18 protein-coding genes are annotated in these 19,568 nt (G+C 73.6%); 5 read left to right on the top strand and 13 right to left on the bottom strand.

Annotated elements, in window-relative coordinates:
- Window positions 1–13: 13 nt before the first annotated feature.
- Entirely contained in the window at window positions 14–937 is a 924-nt protein-coding gene (locus AC3IYI_RS30465) for an LLM class F420-dependent oxidoreductase (protein ID WP_489406684.1), read from the bottom strand.
- Window positions 938–1,139: 202 nt separating this feature from the next.
- Between AC3IYI_RS30465 and AC3IYI_RS30460 the strand changes: the two genes are divergently transcribed.
- Entirely contained in the window at window positions 1,140–1,427 is a 288-nt protein-coding gene (locus AC3IYI_RS30460) for a hypothetical protein (protein ID WP_489411910.1), read from the top strand.
- A 150-nt stretch (window positions 1,428–1,577) separates the two neighbouring features.
- Here AC3IYI_RS30460 and AC3IYI_RS30455 read toward each other — a convergent pair whose 3' ends face one another.
- The 4 genes from AC3IYI_RS30455 to AC3IYI_RS30440 all read right to left on the bottom strand — a co-directional run bounded on the left by AC3IYI_RS30455 (window position 1,578) and on the right by AC3IYI_RS30440 (window position 4,923).
- On the bottom strand, window positions 1,578–2,063 hold the full coding sequence (locus AC3IYI_RS30455; RefSeq protein ID WP_489406683.1) for a DUF6099 family protein: 486 nt from the start codon (window positions 2,061–2,063) through the stop codon (window positions 1,578–1,580).
- Between the two features lie 124 nt (window positions 2,064–2,187).
- Complete coding sequence (locus AC3IYI_RS30450; protein ID WP_489406682.1) at window positions 2,188–2,580, bottom strand: nucleotide pyrophosphohydrolase; 393 nt, start codon at window positions 2,578–2,580, stop codon at window positions 2,188–2,190.
- Window positions 2,577–3,695 (bottom strand): AAA family ATPase, encoded by a 1,119-nt coding sequence (locus AC3IYI_RS30445; protein ID WP_489411736.1) that lies wholly within the window; start codon window positions 3,693–3,695, stop codon window positions 2,577–2,579. The genes AC3IYI_RS30450 and AC3IYI_RS30445 overlap by 4 nt, the downstream gene beginning before the upstream one ends.
- Window positions 3,696–4,527: 832 nt before the next feature.
- Entirely contained in the window at window positions 4,528–4,923 is a 396-nt protein-coding gene (locus tag AC3IYI_RS30440) for a cell division protein SepF (protein ID WP_250742110.1), read from the bottom strand.
- Window positions 4,924–5,126: 203 nt separating this feature from the next.
- On the opposite strand from AC3IYI_RS30440, the gene AC3IYI_RS30435 reads away from it, so the two are divergent.
- Together AC3IYI_RS30435 and AC3IYI_RS30430 are read left to right on the top strand one after the other, a co-directional pair.
- Complete coding sequence (locus AC3IYI_RS30435) at window positions 5,127–5,846, top strand: DUF2470 domain-containing protein (RefSeq protein ID WP_489406681.1); 720 nt, start codon at window positions 5,127–5,129, stop codon at window positions 5,844–5,846.
- A gap of 85 nt (window positions 5,847–5,931) precedes the next feature.
- Window positions 5,932–6,858, top strand: a complete 927-nt coding sequence (locus AC3IYI_RS30430; protein ID WP_489406680.1) for an NADP-dependent oxidoreductase — start codon at window positions 5,932–5,934, stop codon at window positions 6,856–6,858.
- Window positions 6,859–6,938: 80 nt separating this feature from the next.
- Here AC3IYI_RS30430 and AC3IYI_RS30425 read toward each other — a convergent pair whose 3' ends face one another.
- The 8 genes from AC3IYI_RS30425 to AC3IYI_RS30390 form a co-directional block, all read right to left on the bottom strand.
- Window positions 6,939–7,307, bottom strand: a complete 369-nt coding sequence (locus AC3IYI_RS30425; protein WP_489406679.1) for a 4Fe-4S binding protein — start codon at window positions 7,305–7,307, stop codon at window positions 6,939–6,941.
- On the bottom strand, window positions 7,304–8,887 hold the full coding sequence (locus AC3IYI_RS30420) for an FAD-binding protein (RefSeq protein WP_489406678.1): 1,584 nt from the start codon (window positions 8,885–8,887) through the stop codon (window positions 7,304–7,306). Before AC3IYI_RS30420 ends, AC3IYI_RS30425 begins: the two co-directional genes overlap by 4 nt.
- Complete coding sequence (locus tag AC3IYI_RS30415) at window positions 8,884–10,236, bottom strand: LLM class flavin-dependent oxidoreductase (protein WP_489406677.1); 1,353 nt, start codon at window positions 10,234–10,236, stop codon at window positions 8,884–8,886. Before AC3IYI_RS30415 ends, AC3IYI_RS30420 begins: the two co-directional genes overlap by 4 nt.
- 161 nt (window positions 10,237–10,397) lie before the next feature.
- Window positions 10,398–11,324, bottom strand: a complete 927-nt coding sequence (locus AC3IYI_RS30410) for an ABC transporter permease (protein ID WP_489406676.1) — start codon at window positions 11,322–11,324, stop codon at window positions 10,398–10,400.
- Window positions 11,321–12,151, bottom strand: a complete 831-nt coding sequence (locus AC3IYI_RS30405; RefSeq protein ID WP_489406675.1) for an ABC transporter ATP-binding protein — start codon at window positions 12,149–12,151, stop codon at window positions 11,321–11,323. The genes AC3IYI_RS30410 and AC3IYI_RS30405 overlap by 4 nt, the downstream gene beginning before the upstream one ends.
- 9 nt (window positions 12,152–12,160) lie before the next feature.
- Window positions 12,161–13,195, bottom strand: coding sequence for an ABC transporter substrate-binding protein (locus AC3IYI_RS30400; RefSeq protein ID WP_489406674.1), 1,035 nt, complete (start codon window positions 13,193–13,195; stop codon window positions 12,161–12,163).
- A 106-nt stretch (window positions 13,196–13,301) separates the two neighbouring features.
- On the bottom strand, window positions 13,302–13,859 hold the full coding sequence (gene ssuE, locus AC3IYI_RS30395) for an NADPH-dependent FMN reductase (protein WP_489406673.1): 558 nt from the start codon (window positions 13,857–13,859) through the stop codon (window positions 13,302–13,304).
- Between the two features lie 84 nt (window positions 13,860–13,943).
- Entirely contained in the window at window positions 13,944–14,918 is a 975-nt protein-coding gene (locus AC3IYI_RS30390) for a TauD/TfdA dioxygenase family protein (RefSeq protein ID WP_489406672.1), read from the bottom strand.
- A 1,463-nt stretch (window positions 14,919–16,381) separates the two neighbouring features.
- On the opposite strand from AC3IYI_RS30390, the gene AC3IYI_RS30385 reads away from it, so the two are divergent.
- Together AC3IYI_RS30385 and AC3IYI_RS30380 are read left to right on the top strand one after the other, a co-directional pair.
- Window positions 16,382–17,632 (top strand): ROK family transcriptional regulator, encoded by a 1,251-nt coding sequence (locus tag AC3IYI_RS30385; RefSeq protein ID WP_489406671.1) that lies wholly within the window; start codon window positions 16,382–16,384, stop codon window positions 17,630–17,632.
- Window positions 17,633–17,694: 62 nt separating this feature from the next.
- The gene (locus AC3IYI_RS30380) at window positions 17,695–19,551 is read left to right on the top strand and encodes a methylmalonyl-CoA mutase family protein (protein WP_489406670.1); all 1,857 of its coding nucleotides are present in this window, start codon (window positions 17,695–17,697) and stop codon (window positions 19,549–19,551) included.
- The last annotated feature ends 17 nt before the right edge of the window (window positions 19,552–19,568 follow it).

Here is a 19,568-nt window from a genome sequence, read left to right as displayed (position 1 = left end):
GTCGCCGCTCCCGTCAGCCGAGCTGGGACTGGACCCGCGAGGAGATCAGCTCCAGGTGGTCCAGATCGCCGAGGTCGAGCAGCTGGAGGTAGAGACGGGACGAGCCGACCGCCTCGTAGGCTCCGATCCGGTCGACGACCTCGGCCGGGGAGCCTGCCAGGCCGTTGGCCTTGAGCTCCGCGACGTCCCGGCCGATGGCGGCGGCCCGCCGGGCCACCTCGGCGTCGTCCTTGCCCACGCACACGACGAGGGCATTGGAATAGACGAGGTCGCCGGGCTTGCGGCCGGCCTCCTCGACGGCCGAGCGGACCCGGCCGAACTGCCGCTCGCTGTCCGCGATCGAGGCGAAGGGCATGTTGAACTCGTCCGCGTACCGGGCGGCCAGGCGTGGGGTGCGCTTCGCGCCGTGGCCGCCGATCAGGACCGGGATCTTGTCCTGGGCCGGCTTGGGCAGCGCCGGGGAGTTCTCCACCTGGTAGTGGACACCCGCGTAGTCGAAGGTGGCGCCGGGCTCGGTGGCCCACAGGCCGGTGACGATCTCCAGCTGCTCCTCCAGCCTCGCGAGGCGCTCGGCCGGGAAGGGAATGCCGTACGCCTTGTGTTCCTCCTCGAACCAGCCGGCACCCAGGCCGAGTTCGATCCGGCCGCCCGACATCTGGTCGACCTGCGCGACCTGGATGGCGAGCACGCCGGGGAGCCGGAAGGTGCCGGCCGTCATCAGCGTGCCCAGCCGGATCCGCTTGGTCTCGCGGGCCAGGCCCGCCAGGGTGATCCATGCGTCGGTGGGACCGGGCAGACCGTCGGCCGCACCCATGCGCAGGTAGTGGTCCGAGCGGAAGAAGGCGTCGAAGCCCAGGTCCTCGGTGGCCTTGGCGACGCTCAGGAGGGTGTCGTAGCTCGCGCCCTGCTGGGGCTCGGTGAAGATACGGAGATCCATGTCTCCATCCTGCCCTTTCGGCCCCGGCCGGGTGAATCTGAGTCAACCGGGTGCTCCCCGCCGCCCGCGCCAGTGACCAGCCCGGATGGGGATCGTTGGCTCGGACGGAGCCGGACCGCCCGGCCCGCGCGCCGGCGGCCTTCGCCGGTGCGTCCACCGCCCCCTTCCACCTCCCGGAAGGGCCAGGGCCGAGGAGGCCGCCATGTCCCAGGAGTCCGCGCCGGAGACCCACCGGCAATCCCGTCAGGACTGTCAGACCGGGCAGGCAGCGCACGACCACGCACGCCAGGAGTCCGCGGTACCCGCCCAGGGCGGCGCACCGAAGGGCCTGCTGCAGCAGATGGAAGAGCTGATGGCAGCGCTGAACGCCGACCTCTCGCAGCTCGACGCCGACCTCCAGTCCTCCACCGACCGCAGCCCCGGCACTGCGCTGCCCCAGGGCGGCCGCACCCCGGAGAGCGAAGACCGCCCGTCCTACCGCTCCTCCTGACCGCCCGGGTCCCGTCGCGCGCGGCGGGACCCCACCGAAACACCCAGACACCGAGATACCCCGGATACCGCAGCGCCCCGGATACCGAAGCGCCCCGGATACCGAAGCGCCTCGGATACCGAAGCGCCTCGGATACCGAAGCGCCTCGGATCAGGCCACGCCGGAGGCGGATCCCCGTTCTCGCACCGTCATCCGCCGCAGGATCGCGCGGACCCGGTCGCTCGACTCGTCGGCCGCGTCTATCGACTCTATGCACTGCCAGTACAGACCCTCGTCGTCCGTCCCGCAGGCCACCCCCACCAACGCTATGCCCACTTCGCCGAGCAGCGCCTGGAGCCCGAGCAACGCCTGCCGGGCGTCCGTCACCTCGGTCAACTGCGCCGCCCGGGGCGGGAGATCGGGCGCATAGCCCTCTCCGCGCAGAGCCGCCCGGTCGAGCACCCCACAGCCCCTGCCCCCCGCTTCACCCAGCCCCCGTGCCTCCGCTCTCAGCTCCGGCGGCCCGGTGACCGCCAGCCAGCTCCCTATCCCCTGCGCGAGGGCCTGTGCCTGCCAGGCCTCGCCCACGATGTCCCATGCAGCCCCGCTCTGCGCCAGCGCGTGCCGGCCGGCTGCGATGAGCCGTACCGCGTCCATATGCCGCCCCCCGTCCGCACGACATCTTGCCGTTCTCTCCACTACCCAGAGTGAGGGCAACGGGCCGGTAAAGCCAGGGGTATTCGGAAATTGTGGACACCGAAGATGGTTGTGGATATGACCATCACTCCGAAGAGTGACGGTCTGCCCCCGGAGCACCCGGGACGGGGAACCGCAGCTCGTTCCGCTCGATCTTCGCGGCGAGCGCATCCAGCACATCGACCCCGAGAACCTCACAGAACTGCAGCAGGTAGGCGAGTACGTCGGCCACCTCATCGGCCACCCTGTGTGCGGTGTCGGGCTTCTCCATGACCTTGGCGGACTGTTCCGGCGTCAGCCACTGGAAGATCTCCACCAGTTCGGCCGCCTCGACGCTCAGCGCCACCGCCAAGTTCTTGGGCGTGTGGAAGGGCTCCCACCCGCGCGCCGCCGCGAACTCGGCGAGCCGCCGCTGGAGCCGGTCGATCCGCTCGCCGGCCCCCTTCTCATCCTCGGTCACTCCACGCTCTTCGCTCATGCACCCAGGTCTACCACCGAGACTCCCGCGACCCCCCGGGCGGCCGTCGCGCAGGCCTCGCCCGCCGAGGCCGCCAGCCTGACCTGCCCTCGCCCGCACGCCAGTACGGCCAGCCGCAGCAGTTCGGCGGTCTGCCGGCCGTCCAGGTCCCGGTCGAAGCCGTCCGCGAGCACCGTCAGCGCCTGCCGCGCGGAGGGCAGTTCGGCCGCCGGATCCACGTCCAGGACTCCTGGCCCGGTCAGCAGCACGAGGGCGAGGGCGAGGAAGCGCAGCTCACCCGCGCCCAGCCGGGCCAGCTCGGTGGCTGGCCTGCCCGGGCCGCGGTCCAGCAGGCCGGTGACCGGGCCGCCCTCGGGAGCCCGTACGTCCAGCCCGGCCACCCACCCCGCGCAGCCGGTACGGGCGGCCCCGGTCAGCAGCCCGTACCGGGTGCCGCACTCCAGGCGGGTCCGGCGCAGCACGTCGGCCAGGTTGGCGCAGTCGCCCAGCAGCCGCCCCTCCCCCGGTCGGGCCGGCTCCCGCATCCGCTCCGGGCGGGGGTCGCAGGGGAACACCGAGCGCAGGGCGACCACCACTTGCTCGGCGGCGGCCAGCACCTGCCGCTGCCCCTCGGTGGCCCCGGCCACGCGCAGCGGGAGCAGCGCGGTCCCGAGCCGGTCGTCGGGCAGCGGGGCCCGGGTGACCCCGGTGGCTCCGCCGGTCAGCCAGGCCGCCTGGACGGACCGTCGCCCGGGGTCGCGCAGTGCGGTGGCGAGGAGGACCTGTTCGCCCACCGAGAGCCGTTCCCCGACGATCCGCAGCGCGGGCTCCGCCTGGACGGCGAGGTCGAGCCGGACCGGCCCGGCGGGGCCGTCGACCGTACAGCCGATCCGGAACCCCCGGCGCCGCTCGGCGTCGGGCACCGCCCGGTCGGGGATCCGGGCCCGCGGGTCGGGGAACACCTCGTCCAGGGTGGCCCCGGAGCCCAGGGCGGCCAGCGCTCCGTAGGCCTCCAGCGCCTGGGACTTGCCGCTGCCGCTCGGCCCGGCGAAGAGGGTGACGGGGCCGAGGACGAACCGTGCCCCGCGGTGCGCCCCGTAGGCGGAGAGCCGCAACTCGGTGACGGCCGGCCGCAGATGCGTGGCGCCTGCGGCGGGCGAAGCCTGGGCCGAAGCCTGGGCCGGAACCTGAGCCGAGGCAGAGGCCGAGGCCGGAACCGGAACCGGGGCCTGAGCCGAGGCCGAGGCCGGAACCGAGGCAAGGGCCGGGGCCTGGGCCTGGGCCTGGGCCGGAACCTGAGCCGAAACCGAGGCCAGGGCCGAGGCCGGGGCCGAAGCCTGGACCGGAACCTGAGCCGGAACCGAGGCCGAGGCCGGAACTTGGGCCGGCGCAGGCGCCGGAGCCGGCGCCGCGGCAGGAGCCGGGACCCGCCCCGCGACTAACCCTGGACCCGCGAACACGGCGGAAGCCGCAGGGGCGGCGGGCACAGCGGAAGCCACGGAGGCGGCGGGCACGGCGGCCGGCTCGACGGAAGCCGCGGAGGCGGCGGGCACGGTCAGCACGGCGGCCGGCTCGACGGAAGCCGCGGAGGCGGCGGGCACGGTCAGCACGGCGGCGGGCACGGCGGAAGCCGCGGAGGCGGCGGGCACGGTCAGCACGGCGGCGGGCACGGCGGAAGCCGCGGAGGCGGCGGGCACGGTCAGCACGGCGGCGGGCACGGCGGAAGCCGCGGAGGCGGCGGGCACGGTCAGCACGGCGGCGGGCACGGCGGAAGCCGCGGAGGCGGCGGGCACGGTCAGCACGGCGGCGGGCACGGCGGAAGCCGCGGAGGCGGCGGGCACGACGGAAGCCGCTGAGGCAGCCGCAGAGGCAGCCGCCGGAGCGGCGAGGCGCGAGGTCATGCGCGGGACGGTACGGCCCGCCGGACCACCCGTGGGTCCGGCGAACCGTTCCGCCCGCGGGACCTTCCTACGATCGGGGGACGGCCGCGGCCGCGATCCCCTCCACCTCGGTCCCGACGGGCGCCAGCAGGAAGACGTTCCGGTCGACCCGGTGCATCCCGCTGCCCAGCCCGAAGACCACGCCACTGCTGAAGTCCAGGATCCGCTTGGCCACTTCACCGTCCGCGCCCGTGAGGTCCAGCAGCACCGGGATCTGCGCGATCAGGTACTCCGCCACCTCCCGCGCGTCCGCGAAGACCTGGACCCGGATCACCACGAAGCGCCGCTGCTCCGCCGCGGACGCCCCCGGAACCGTGGGGATCGTGCGGTGATCCACCCGGGAGGGCCACTCGTTGCGGCTCCGCAGGGGGACCACCTGCGCGAGCCCCTCCCACTGTTCGTCGGTGACGTCGTACCTGCTCACCAGGCCGCCTCGGCCTTGCGCTTCATGTGCATCCCCCCATCCTCTCGCGTTTCACCCGTTCAGCCCAACACCGACACGAGACAGCTGAGACGCCCCGCCGACCCACCCCCGCCTACCCCTCACGCATCGAGTAGGTTAGGTTGGGTTAGGTTAGGCATACCTAAGTACGCGCCATCTCGCCACTCGGGACGACGGAGATCCACATGCACCTGCCCCTGCTGCTGCCCACCGACGCCGAGCGGGTCCGGTCCGTCCTGGCCGCCGCCCACTCCATGACCGTCGTCACCGACGGGCAGCGCACGGAGATCCGCCACCTCGACGGCACCGATCCCCTCGGCCGGCTGCACCTGCACCCCGCCGAGCCGGGCGGCCGCGCCGAGCACCGCCCCGCGATCCGGCTGGAGTTCACGGACATCGCGCCCACTCCCGTACGGGACCGCGTGCGCGCCCGGGTCACCCTCGTCGGGCGCCTGCTCACCCCCTACGCCGACGGGGGCGCCGAGGGGTCCGACTCCACCTGCATGGAGTTCGGCCGGGCCGTCCTGGAAACCGCCGACGGCGCCCGCTCGTACGTCGGTCTCGACGAGCTGGACGCGGCCCGCCCCGACCCGCTCGCCCCTTACGAGGCCGGGATGCTCACCCACCTTCTCGACGACCACGCCGAACTCGTCACCCTCCTCCTGCGCCTGGTCCGGCCGCAGCCGTCGGCGGACCCGGGCGCCGGGTCCGCCGTCCTGCGCGCGCTGCCCCTCGCCCTGGACCGGTACGGGATCACCCTGCGCCTGGAGGAACGCCGCGGCCACCGCGACGTACGGATCCCCTTCCCCTCCCCGCTCGACGACGTGGAGCAGTCCGGGGCGCAGATCCAGGCCCTGTTCAGCGCGGCCCGGCGCAGCTCGCACCGCAATACGCTGCCCGCCTGAACGACCCTCCACGGAACGGGTGATTCCGGAAAAATGGTCCCTCGGCCTTGGAATACGGGCGTCGGGCCCCCCGTTGGGGACGATCATGAAGGCAATCACATACACCGCATACGGAACGCCGGACATCCTCACCCTCACCGAGGTTCCGGAGCCCAAGGTCGGTCCGGGCGAGGTCCTCGTCCGCGTCAAGGCCGCCGGCGTGAACCCGGTGGACTGGAAGCTCGCCTCCGGGTACCTCGACTCGATCCTCGAAGTCCGCTACCCGGTCATACCCGGCTGGGACGTCGCCGGCGTGGTCGAGGCGGTCGGCGAGGACACCTTCGACTACGCCGTCGGCGACGAGGTCTACGGCTACGTCCGCAAGGAGTGGGTGGAGCTGGGCACTTACGCCGAGCTGGTCTCCGCCCCCGTCCGCACCCTCGCCCGCAAGCCGCGCGAGCTGACCTTCGAGCAGGCCGCCGGCATCCCGCTGGCCGGGCTCACCGCCCTTCAGTCGCTCACCCGCGTGGACCTGAAGGCGGGCGAGACCGTACTCATCCACTCCGCCGCCGGCGGCACCGGCTCCTTCGGCGTGCAGATCGCCGTCGCGCTCGGCCTGCGCGTCATCGGCACGGCCGGCGCGCACAACCACGACTACCTGCGCTCGCTCGGTGCCGAGCCGGTCCTGTACGGCGAGGGCTTCGCCGACCGGGTCCGCGAGCTGGCGCCCGAAGGGGTGGACGCCGCCCTGGACTTCTTCGGCGACGACGTGATCCCGGCACTCCGGTCCCTGGTCAAGCCGGGTCAGGGCCACCGGTTGGTGTCCATCGCCGACTACACCGCGGCCGCCCAGGGCGCCCACCAGCTGTGGGTCCGCCCGGACACCGCCGGCCTGACCTTCCTGGCCGAGCTCGCGGACGCGGGCAAGCTCACGGTCAACGTGGAGCACGCGCTGCCGCTCGCCGACGCGGCGAAGGCCTGGGAGCTGAACGCCACGGGCCGCACCCGCGGCAAGATCGTCCTGACGGTCTGACGGTCTGACGGTCTGACGCGGGCGGCGGCGGGTCGGCGGCCGTCGGCGGCGTTCGCCGGCCGTCGACCCCTCGCTCAGGCTCAGGAGGTGATCGGCGGCGCCGTCCCGCCGCCGCCCGCCGGGCCGAGCGAGGGGCCGACCGCCCGCAGGGCGCCCGGTGTGCGCCCCTCGCCCCAGCCGATCTCCCGCCGGTAGCTGCCGAGCAGGCCGCGGCCGGCGAGAGCGGCCTCGTCCCGTACGGCCGGGTCCTCGGGGACCGGACGGGTCAGCGGGGACACGAACAGCGCGTCCACCGGGCAGTTGGCCTCGCACAGGAAGCAGGTCTGGCAGTCCTCCTGCCGGGCGAGCAGCGGAATCCCCTCCGGTCCCCGCTCGAAGACGTCGGTCGGGCACACCTCCACGCACTTGTCGCAGGCGATGCACCGCTCGGCCGAAACCAGTTCGATCATGCGACCAGCTCCGCCGGCCGCGTCCACACCCGGTCGAGCCCGCCGGTCACGATCCGGTGGTGCTGCGCCGGGTCCTGCCCCGGGTGGTCGAGCCGGCGGGCCATCCCGCGGCTCTCCGTGCGGGCCAGCGCGGACGCGTACATCCAGCGGGCGTGCGCCGCCATGGCCGCCGCCTGCCGGACCTTGACGAGCCCGGCACCCTCCCCGCGCACGGAGCCGCGCAGCTGCGCCCAGACCTCGTCGAGGGCTCCGAGCGAGCCGGTGAGGACGGAGCCGTGCCGCAGGTAGTTCTTGTCGTACGGCAGCACGTGCTCCTGGACGAGGCGTACGAGTTCCCGTGCCTCCCCGGGCCCGGCCGCGGACCCGGCGCCCCCGGTCGGCCGCAGGCCCGCCCCGCCGGCCCCGGTGACCGGCCGGTAGGCGGCCCGGCCCGAGCCGAGGGAGCGGGCGTACCGGGCCGCGCCGGCCCCCGCCCAGCTGCCCGAGGACATCGCCCAGGCGGCGTTGTGGCTGCCGCCCCCGGTGAAGCCCCCGCAGATCTCCTCACGGGTGGCCGCGTCCCCGGCGGCGTGCAGCCCGGGGACGGCGGTCGCGCAGTCGTCCCCGGTGATCCGGATGCCGCCGGTGCCGCGGACGGTGCCCTCGGCCAGCAGCGTGACGGAGAACCGGTCGGCGAAGGGGTCGATGCCGAGCCGGTCGAAGGTGAGGAAGAAGTTCGGCTGCGCGAGCCGCATCGCCGTCTGCGCGGCGGCGTCGGCCCGGTCGAGGCGGGCGTACACCTTGCCGCCGTCGAGGAGCGTGCGGGCGATGACGGAGCGGCCGCCTTGGCTGGCGGCGCCCTCCAGGACCTCGCCGTCCTCCCGGTAGAAGGTGGCGAAGGCGTAGAAGGCGGTCTTGGTGACGGAGGTGCCCTCGGGGGCGATCCCGTAGGAGTTGGAGAACTCCATGCCGGACAGCTCGGCCCCGGCCTCGGCGGCCAACAGCGCGCCGTCCCCGGTGTTGGTGTTGGTGCCGAGCGCGCCGCTGAGGAAGGCGCAGCCGCCGGTGGCCAGGACGACGGCCCCGGCCCGGACCCGGTAGGGCTCGCCCGCCTGGCGGCGGTAGCCGGCTGCGCCCGCGACGGCGCCGTCCGCGTCGGTCAGCAGCTCGGTGACCGGGCTGTGGTCGAGGATCCGGACCCCGGCGCGGCGGATCCGGATGCGCATCCGCCGCATGTACTCCGGCCCCTGGAGGCCGTTGCGCAGCGGCCGGCCGTCCGGGCCGGCCGGGAAGGGATAACGTCCCTCGTCCGCCAGCTCGTTCATCCGGTCGTACGTCTCGTCGAGGACCCGGGACATCCACCGCCGGTCGGCGAGGTACCCGCCGAGCCCCTCGCGGCTCGCCATCGCGGCTTCGCGGGCCGCCGGCTCCGGCGGGACGTACCAGACGCCGGTGCCGCCGGCGGCCGTCGCCCCGCTGGTGCCGCAGTAGCCCTTGTCGGCGAGGACCACGGAGGCCCCGGCCCCGGCCGCCTTGAGGGCAGCCCAGGTGGCGGCGGGGCCCCCACCGACGACGAGGACGGCGGCGACGTGCTCGCTCACGCGAGGGTCCCCGGAGCGGCTGCGGCCGCCGCGTAGCGGTTGGCGGGGCGCGCCAGCCCGTAGTTCTCGCGCAGGGTCCGGCCGGTGTACTCGGTGCGGAAGAGGCCGCGGCGCTGGAGGATCGGCACGACCTGGTCGACGAAGTCGCTCAGCCCGGTGGGGAGTACGGGAGCCATGATGTTGAAGCCGTCGGCGGCCCCCTGGGTGAACCACTCCTCCAGTTGGTCGGCGATCTGCTCGGGCGTCCCCGCGAAGACGCGGTGCCCGCGGCCCGCGCCCAGGCGGGCGATCAGCTCGCGCAGGGTGAGGCCCTCGCGGTGGGCCAGCTCGGCGACGAGCGTGAAGCGGCTCTTGTTGCCGTTGATGTCCCGCTCCTCGGGCAGCTCGGGCAGCCCGCCGTCGAGCGGCAGCCCGCTGAGGTCCACGCCCAGCATGTTGGAGAGCTGCGCGAGGCCGTACTCGGGGATCTGGAGCTCGGTGAGCTCCTGCTCCAGGGCCCTGGCCTCGGCCTCGGTGGAACCGATGACGGGGGCGATGCCGGGCAGGACGAGCAGCTCGTCCTCGGAGCGGCCGTACTTGGCGAGGCGGGACTTGAGGTCCTTGTAGAAGGTCTGCCCGTCGGCGAGGGTCTGCTGGGCGGTGAAGACGGCCTCGGCGTACTGGGCGGCGAACTCCTTGCCGTCCTCGGAGGACCCGGCCTGCACGAGCAGCGGGTGGCCCTGCGGGGAGCGGGGCACGTTCAGCGGTCCGGCGACCCCGAAGTACTCGCCGCGGTGCGCGGCGGGGTGGAGCTTGTCGGTGTCGGCGTAGATGCCGCGCTCCTTGTCGAGGACGATCGCGTCGTCCTCCCAGCTGTCCCAGAGCTTGGTGGCCACGTCGAGGAACTCCCGGGCCCGGTCGTAGCGGAGGTTGTGCTCCAGGTGCTCGTCGCGGTTGAAGTTGCGGGCCTCGTCGACACTGCCGGAGGTGACGATGTTCCAGCCGGCGCGGCCGCCGCTGATGTGGTCGAGGGAGGCGAACTTCCTCGCGGTGTTGAAGGGTTCGTTGAAGGTGGTGGAGACGGTGGCGATGAGCCCGATGTGCTCGGTGACGGCGGCGATCGCGGAGAGCAGGGTGAGCGGCTCGAAGCCGCCGACGGCGTTGTAGCGGGCCTTGCCCCAGAGGGCGACCCCGTCGGCGAAGAAGATCGAGTCGAGCCGTCCGCGCTCGGCGGTGCGGGCCAGTTCCTGGAAGTAGCGCAGGTCGGTGATCCGCTCGGGGCTGCTGGCGGGGTGGCGCCAGGCGGCGTCGTGGTGCCCGGCGTTCATGAGGAAGGCGTTGAGGTGGAGGGTCCGGGGTGTGGTGGTCATGTCGTGTCCTCGGTGGGATGCGGGGGCCTCGGGGGCCGGAGGTCAGGAGCCCTGGGGCCTGGCCAGGGTTAGGCCCGGGGTCGGAACCCGGGTCGGGGACCCGGGTCGGGAACCCGGTAGGAGGCGGGGTCGGGAACCCGGTAGGAGGCGGGGTCAAGGCCTCAGGACGGGACCCGCCACGTGCTCAGACGGCGTTCGATCGCGACGAGGACCTGGTTGAAGGCGAGGCCGATCGCGGAGATCGTGACGATGCCCGCGTACATCTGCGGGATCGCGAAGTTGAACTGCGAGGCGTTGATCAGGTAGCCGAGACCCGCCTTCGCGCCGATCATCTCGGCCGCGACCAGGACCAGGATGGAGACGGCCCCCGCCAGCCGGATGCCCGTGAAGATGACCGGCACCGAGGCCGGAAGGATCACCTTCTGGAACAGCTTCGGCGTGGACAAGTCCATCGAGCGGGCCAGTTTCACCAGCGTCGGATCCGCATGGCCCACGGCGCTGATGGTGTTCAGCAGGATCGGCCAGACGCAGGCGTACACGACGATCGAGACCTTCGAGGTCTCCCCGATGCCCAGCAGCAGGACGAACACCGGCAGCAGCGCGAGCGCCGCCGTGTTGCGGAACACCTCCAGCAGCGGCCCGAGCAGCGCCGCCACCGGCCGGTACCAGCCGATCAGCAGTCCGAGCGGGACCGCGACGGCCACCGCGATGCCGAATCCGCCGAAGGAGCGGGCCAGGCTGGCCTTGCTGTGCTCGGCGAGCTGCCCGTTGCCCAGCAGCTCCCACCAGGCCTTGGCCACCTCGCTCACCGGCGGCAGGAACGTCGCGTCGACCAGCCCCAGTCGCGGCGCCGCCTCCCACAGGGCCAGCAGCGCGAGGATCGCCGCCGAGCGCAGCGCCACCGCCTGGAACCCCCGCAGGACGCGCAGCGCCAGGGTCGTGGCCTTGGCCGGTGGCCGTATTGGGGTCCGCGCGGGGGGCCGTACTTCCGGGGGCGGCGCGGGATTCCGTACGGCTGTCGCCGCCACGTCGGCCCTCGCCCCCGCCTCCACGTCCACGTCCACCGCCGATTCCACCGTGGTGCTCATACGGCGACCTCCTCCTTCTCCAGTTGCTGGGCGCGGGCCACCTCGTCGTGGAGCAGGGTCCAGATCTCGTGGCGATAGCGGGCGAACTCCGGGCTGGAGCGCAGGTCTTCACCGGTGGACCCAGTGGCCCGGTCGCCGAACGACACCGGGACGACCTGCTTGACCCGGCCGGGGCGGGAGGTGATGACGGCCACCCGCTGCCCGAGGTACACGGCCTCCTCGATGCCGTGCGTGATGAAGACGATCGTCTTGCCCGTGCTCTGCCAGATCCGCCGCAGTTCGTCCTGGAGGGACTCGCGGGTCTGCGCGTCGAGCGCGGCGAACGGCTCGTCCATCAGCAGCACGTCCGGGTCGTACGCCAGCGAGCGCGCGATGGCGACCCGCTGGCGCATGCCGCCGGACAGTTCGTGCGGGTGCCGGTCCTCGAACCCGGTGAGACCGACGAGGTCCAGGAACTCGCGGGCTCTCGCCGTGCGTTGGCGGCGCGGGACGCCGGTGGCCTCCAGGCCGAATTCGATGTTGCCCAGCGCGGTGCGCCACGGCAGCAGTGCGTACTGCTGGAAGACGATGCCCCGGTCGAGCCCCGGCCCGGTGACCGGCTTGCCGTCGAGCAGGATCCGGCCGGAGGTGGGCGGGGTCAGGCCGCCGAGCAGGTCCAGGAGGGTGGACTTGCCGCAGCCGCTGGGGCCCACGACGACCACGAACTCCCCCGACCCGATCTCCAGGTCGATCCCGTCGAGGGCGGTGAACTCCTCCTTGCTCCTCCTGTTCTTCTTGTCCTTCGTCGGGAAGGTCTTCGTCACGGAGTCGAACACGATCTTCGCCATGGCAGCCGGTCAGCCCTTCCCGTGTCCGTTGAACTCGTTGGTGTAGAGGTCGGCCGCCTTGAGCTGGCCCTTCTTGATCTCGCCCCGGTCGCCGAGCCAGTCGAGCCAGAGCTGGAACGACTTGTCCTCGATCCGGCCGCCCGTCTCGGCGACTCCGTAGGAGCGCCAGAACTGCAGGGTCGCCGTGTCCTCGTTGCGGCCGCGCTTCTTGACGATCTCCGTCATCCGCGCGACGACCTGCTCGCGCGGGGTGGTGCGGGACCACTCGATGGCCTTGGCCACCCCGGTCACGAACGTCCGTACCGTGTCGGGGTTCTGCTTGATGAAGCGCTCGGTCATGATGTAAGTCCCGGCGCTGAACGGGCCGAGCAGTTCCACGTCCGTGAACAGCGGGCGGATGCCGCCGGCCGCGAGGGCCTTGTCGCGCAGGACTCCGGTGAGGACTCCGACCTCGATCTGCTTCTGCCGCAGCGCCTGTTCGGTGTTGACGGGCGGAACCACGAGGGGCTCGACCTTGGCCGCGTCCTCCTTGGAGAGGCCGCCCCGGCTCAGGTAGATGTCGAGCAGGGCCTGGTAGTGGGCGCCCAGGGTGTTCATGCCGACCTTCTTGCCGATCAGGTCGCGGGCGGAGCGGATCGGGCTGTCCTCCAGTACGAAGTAGCCGCCGTAGGAGTACTGGTCGGAGCCGTAGGAGGAGACGACGGCCTTGATCGGGGCCTTGGTGGAGGCGAGCTTGATGACCGCGCCGTTGAAGGCGCTGCCGAAGTGGGTCTGGCCGGTGGCGGCGGACTGGATGTCCTGCGGGCCGCTGATGGTGTTGCCGACCCAGTCCAGGGTCACGTCGCCGAGGTAGCCGAGGTCGGCGGCGAGCTCGGGGAGGCTGACCGCACCGACCGACCCCTGGTACTTCAGGGAGGTGATCTGCTCGCCGCCGGAACCGCCGCTGGCGGTCGCCGTCCCGCAGCTCACCGCGGCCGCCGAGATGCCGAGCAGGGTGAGGAACTGGCGTCGGGAGGTACGGGTGGTGGTGAAAGCTGCGGACATGGCGATTCCTTGTCGATCCGGGTCGGGCGAGTAGGACGGATGGGACGGTGAGGCGGGTGGGACGGGCGGGGCGGGTAGGGCGGGTGGGGCGGTTTTCGTACGGAGATCAGTGCGCGGTGGCGAGCGCGGCGGCCTGAGCTGCGCGCAGGGCTTCGGCGAACTCGTCGACGGCCTGGTACAGGTCCAGCTCCGCCTCCGGGCGCAGCCGGTCCGGGCCGGCCCCGCGCTCGACGGAGGAGTCCAGGACGAAGCGGCCGGCCGTGACGTGCCGGGCGCCGAGCGCGGCGAGGACCGGACGCAGGGCGTAGTCGATGGTCAGGACGTGGGCGAGGCTGCCTCCGGTGGCCAGCGGGAAGACCGTCTTCCCGGCCAGCCCGTCCTGCGGGAGCAGATCGAGGAAGGCCTTGAGCAGCCCGGTGTACGAGGCCTTGTAGACGGGAGTCGCGATGACGATCCCGTCCGCTTCGGCGACGGCTTCGAGGGCCCGGCGGATCTCCGGCTCGCCGCGGCGTGCGGCGAGCAGATCGGCGGCGGGGAGCTCCCGGACGGCGAGCTGCGCGGTCTCGAACCCGGCGTGGTTCAGGCGGCGCAGCACGTGATCGGCGACCACGTCGGTACGGGAGTGGACGGACGGACTGCCGGTGAGGGCGAGCAGCTTGGGCACGAGCGCTCCTTACGGGGGCGGGACGGGGTGGGGCCGGGCGGGATGGTCGGGGCCGGCCGGGGCGGCCGGTCTTCGTCTGTCGGGTCAGGCCTCGGACGCCTCGGAGGCCTCGGAGGCTGACAGGGCGGAAGAGGCGGAGGCTCCGGAGGCGATGCCGAAGGCCGGGTCCGGCACGGCCTCCGGGCTGATCAGCCGGGACGGGACCCCGTCGGGCCCGACGGGGACGTCGCCGTCGACCGTCACGCGGCGCAGGGTGCGCTCGTGGTCGTCGGAGTCGTCGACGCCGTAGTGCTGGGTGGCGCGGTTGTCCCAGATCGCGACGTCACCTGCCTGCCACTGCCAGCGGACGGTGTTCTCGGGGAGCTCGATGTGGGCCTGGAAGAGGTCCTGGAGGAGGCGCGAGTCGCGGCCGGTGAGCCCGTTGATCCGCTGGACGAAGTTGCCGAGCAGCAGGGTGCGTTCGCCGGTCTCGGGGTGGACCCGGACCACCGGGTGCTCGGTGAGGAACTTGGTCGAGGTGAACACCTCGCGGTACTGGGCGAGCGCCTCGGGAAGGGCTTCGGGCTTCAGGGCCGCGTAGTCGTACTCGTTGGAGTGCACGGCGCGCAGGCTGTCGGCGAGGACGCGCAGCGGCTCGGGCAGGCCGGCGTAGGCGGTGGCCGTGTTGGCCCACAGGGTGTTGCCCCCGTACGGCGGGATGGTCACGGCGCGCAGGATGGAGAAGGCGGGGTAGGCGGGGACGAAGGTGACGTCCGTGTGCCACTGGTTGGCGCGGGCTCCGTGGTGGGAGTCGATGCCGAGCGCGTAACGCCCGTCGGCGGAGGGCACGGTGGGGTGGGCGACGGGCGCGCCGAGCAGTTCGGCGAAGGCCTCGTGCCCGTCCTCGTCGAGGTGGTCCTGACCGCGGAAGAAGACGACCTTGTGAGCGAGCAGCGCGGCCCGGATCCCGGCGACGGCCTCGCCTTCGAGCTCGCCGCCGAGCCGGACCCCGCCGATCTCGGCGCCTATGCGGCCGCCGATCTTGGTGACGGTGAGGTCGGTGCGGGTGGCAGTGGACATGAGGGGCTCCTTGTTTATTTCCGCAGGGGAAGAAATGAGGGAAAGCGAGGACGACGGGGGCGGGTGGGTGGACGGGAGCGGGTACCGGCGGGCGGCCGGAGTCGGCGCACTGCGCCGTCCGGCGGACGGGCAGACGGGGCGGTCCCCGACGTCCGGCGGGTGGGCAACGGTCCGGCGGGTGGGCGACGGGGTTCGACGGGGTTCGACGGGGTTCGACGGGGTTCGACGGGCAGAGGTAGCCACGCGGCGAGGTTCGACGGGCGGAAACCGACGGGCGACGAGGTTCGACGAGTGGGAGCCGTCAGGCGACGGGGTTCGACGGGTGGAGACCGGCGGGCGGCGAGGTTCAGCAGGCGGGAGCCTGCGGGCGGCGAGGTTCGACGGGCAGCCGCCGGCTGGCGACGGGGTGAGCGGGCGGCGCTCGGAGGCGATCGGCCTGAACCGCGGAGCCCGCCACCATCCACCGGGGTGAGTCGGCGCGAGCCCTACGCGCACCCCGGACGACGGGGCACGAACGCCCAGCCACTCGGGACCCGGAGGCTCGACGACTCAAGGCTCAGGAGCTTCAAGGCTCAGGGCTTCGAGGCTCAGGAACTTCGAGGCTTAGGGCTTCGAGGCTCAGGAGCTTCGAAGCTCAGGGCCTCAAGGGACTCAGAGGCTTCGAAGCCTCGAGGCTCAGGGGCTGGGAGGCTCAGGGGCGCAGACGCTCAGGAACAGCGCGGGGCCGTACAGCGACGGCCCTGACACTCGCCCGGCGCGGTACAGAGGCCGGGGGTGCGGAGCCGCGGGGCGAGGAACTCGGTCGCGGACATGTCCAGGAGACTGCCAGCGCCCCCACACCCGGTCAACCCCGACGAGCACCCTCCACCCTCACCCCGAACCCTCGGCCAACACCCCACGCGACCTGCCCTTTCACCGTTTTCCGCCACTCCCGGAACGGCCGAAACCCATGGCCTGATTTCACGCCCCCGCAACGCACCCGCCACGCAGCCCCGCCAGCCACCAGCCCCACCGGGGCTTGAGCCCCAGCGCCCGGGCCACAGCCCCCGGCAACAGCGCCACACCACCCGTAGCCAAAGATCAGCCCCGCCGGGGCCCGGAGCCGGGGCCCGGGGCCGGAGCCCGGAGCCGGGGCCGGGGCCGGGGCCGGCAACGGCGCCACACCACACGCCCCCACCCCCACTCAGCCCCGCCGGCGTTTGAGACGCAGCGCCCGGCGCAGGACCCCCGCCAACGGCGCCGCACGACACCACACCACCCGTAGCCAAAAATCAGCCCCGCCGGCGTTTGAGGCGCGGGGCCCGGGGCGGAGCCCCGGCAACGGCGCCGCACCACACGCCCCCACCCCCACTCAGCCCCGCCGGCGTTTGAGGCGCAGGGGCTCCGGGCCGGCGGCCCCCGAGGAGCGAGCCCCGCCACACGGCGCGACCCCACCCCGCCCCCGCCGAGCGCAGCGGCACGGCATGATCGGGACCACACCCCACCCCCCGAGGAGCCCGCCCGTGCCCCCCACCCCCGGTGACGGCCGGGCCGCCGCCAACGCCGCCGCCGTGCTCCGCACCGTCCTGACCCACGGCCCCCTCGCGCGGAGCGACATCCCGAAGCTCTGCGGTCTCAGCCCGGCCGCCGTGTCCCGGCAGACCACGGCCCTCCTCCGTGCCGGCCTGCTGCGCGAGCACCCCGAGCCGGAACAGCCGCCCGCGGCAAGCGGCCCCGGTCACGACCCCGGACCCGGACCCGGCCGCCCCCGCATCCCCCTCGACCTGAACACCGGCCCGCTCGGCGGCCCCCTCGCCGCCGGCCTGCACATCGGCGTGCCCGCCTCCACCTTCAGCCTCGTGGACCTCCGCGGCCGCGTCCTGGCCCGCCGAGCCTTCCCGCACGCGGGCGCGGGCCGCTCCCCCGGCCGCCTCCCCGCCGCCATCGCCGCCGGACTCGGCCGGTTCCTCCGGGACTCCAACCCCACCGGCCGCCCCCTGCTCGGCCTCGGCGCGGCCCTCGGCGGCTGGGTCCGGCCCGCCGACGGCACCGTCGTGCGCCACGACGCCCTCGGCTGGCGCGAGCTCCCCCTCGCCGCCGAGCTCTCCGACCGCCTCGGTCTGCCCGTCTCCGTGGACAACCACGCCCGCGCCATCGCCCACGCCGAGATCCTCTTCGGCCGCCCGGAGGCCCGCTCCAGCCTCCTCCACCTCTTCATCGGCAACGTCGTCGACGCCGCCTTCGGCATCGAGGGCACCGTGCACCAGGGCCCGGGAGCCGCCGCCGGGGACGTCGCGCACCTCCCGGTGCCCGGTTCGCGGACCCCCTGCGCGTGCGGCCGTACGGGTTGCCTCCAGGCGAGCGCCTCCGACGCGGTCCTCGGCGCCGAGGCCGTGCGCCGGGGCATCGTCCCGGAGCCCTCCGTGAACCTCCTCGTCGACGCCGCCGCCACCGGCGACCCCCGCGCCGACCGGCTGCTGCGCGAACGCGCCCGTATCGTCGGCCGGGCCGCGGCCCTGCTCCTCGACGTGTTCAATCCGGCCGTCATGGTGATCTCCGAGCTGGCCGGCGTCCTCGACGACGGCTACCTCGACGAGATCCGCGACGCGGCCGGCGACCGGGACCGCTACGGGCGGCGGATCGTCGCCCCGCACGCGGGTCCGGCCGTACTCCCGGTCGCCTCCGCGACCGTCCTGCTCGCCCCGCTCTTTCGTGACCCCTCCCGACTCACATGAGAGGGGGAGATCACATCCGGTGGTTATAGGTCGTTCACAGGTACCCCCCTAACATTCGAGCCATGACGGTCCTGCCTGATGACGGGCTCTCCTTGGCCGCCGAATTCCCTGACGCGACGCATGAGCAGTGGCAGCGCCTGGTAGAGGGCGTGCTGCGCAAGTCGGGCAAGGAAGTTTCCGGCGAGGCAGCGGAAGACGCGTTGTCCACGAAGCTTGAAGACGGGCTCACCACCCGCCCGCTGTACACCGCGCCCGAAACCGCGCCGGACACCGGTTTCCCCGGGTTCGCGCCGTTCGTACGGGGCGGCCGCGCCGAGGGCAGCGCTGCCTCGGGCTGGGACGTGCGCCAGCGGATCGCGGGCACCGACCCCGTACGGGTGAACGACGCGGCCCTGGCCGACCTGGAGAACGGCACCACCTCGCTGTGGCTGGCCGTCGGCGACGCCGGCCTCCCCGCCGAGGGGCTCGCCCGCGCGCTGGAGGGGGTCTACCTCGACCTCGCGCCCGTCTCCCTCGACCCCGGAGCCCAGTTCGCCGAGGCCGCCCGGGCCCTGCTCGCGCTGTACGCCGAGCGCGGGGTGGCCCCCGAGGCCGCGCACGCCTCGCTCGGCGCCGACCCGCTGGGCCACGAGGCCCGGACGGGCGAGGGCCTGGACCTGACGGAGGCCGCCGCGCTCTCCGCGGACACGGCCGCCTGGCCCCACGTACGCGCCCTGACCGTCGACGCCCTGCCCTACCACGAGGCGGGCGGCAGCGCCGCCGAGGAGCTGGGGCTGTCCCTGGCCACCGGGGTCGCGTACCTGCGCGCCCTCACCGAAGCGGGTCTGAGCACCGAGGCGGCCTTCGGCGAGCTGGAGTTCCGCTACGCCGCCACCGCCGACCAGTTCCTCACCATCGCCAAGCTGCGCGCCGCCCGGCGCCTGTGGGCGCGGATCGCCGAGGCCTGCGGGGCCCCGGCGGCCGGCGCCCAGCGCCAGCACGCCGTCACCTCGCCGGTGATGATGACCCGCCGCGACCCGTGGGTGAACATGCTGCGCACCACCATCGCCTGCATGGCGGCGGGCGTGGGCGGCGCCGACGCCGTGACCGTACTCCCGTTCGACCAGGAGCTCGGCCTGCCCGACGCCTTCGCGCGCCGCATCTCCCGCAACACCTCCACGATCCTGCTGGAGGAGTCCCACCTGGCCCGGGTGATCGACCCGGCGGGCGGCTCGTACTACGTCGAGCAGCTCACCGACGAACTCGCCCACGCCGCCTGGGAGTTCTTCCAAACCGTCGAGAAGGCGGGCGGCCAGGCCGCCGCGCTGCGCTCCGGCCTGGTCGCCGAACGCCTCGCCGCGACCTGGGCCGCGCGCTCGAAGAAGCTGGCCACCCGCCGCGAACCGGTCACCGGAGTCAGCGAGTTCCCGCATCTCTCCGAGAAGCCGGTCGTACGGGAACCCGCGCCGGCCCCGCTCACCGGCGGACTGCCGCGCGTGCGGCGCGATGAGGCGTACGAGGCCCTGCGCGCCCGCAGCGACGTACACCTGGCGGCGACGGGCGCCCGGCCCACCGTGTTCCTGGCGGCCCTGGGCCCGGCGGCCGCGCACACCGCCCGCGCCACCTTCGCCTCCAACCTGTTCCAGGCGGGCGGCATCACCCCGGTCCACGACCCGGTGTCGGTGACCCCGGAGACGGCCGCGGCGGCCTACGCGGCCAGCGGGGCCGACGGCATGGCCGTGCTGTGCTCCAGTGACGCGCTGTACGAGGAGCAGGCCGAGGCGGTGGCCGCGGCCCTGCGCTCGGCGGGCGCGACGACCGTGTTCCTCGCGGGCAGGCCCGGCACCGCCGCGGCGGCCGTGGACGAGTACGTCTTCGCCGGCTGCGACGCGATCGCCGTGCTGTCCTCCGTACTCGACCGGATGGGAGTCGCGTCTTGAGCACCGACCGCACCCCC

The organism is Streptomyces sp. GL_148 (assembly GCF_057834205.1).
The sequence above is the reverse complement of the archived record's forward strand: the minus strand, read 5'-3'. Positions and strand labels throughout refer to the sequence as shown.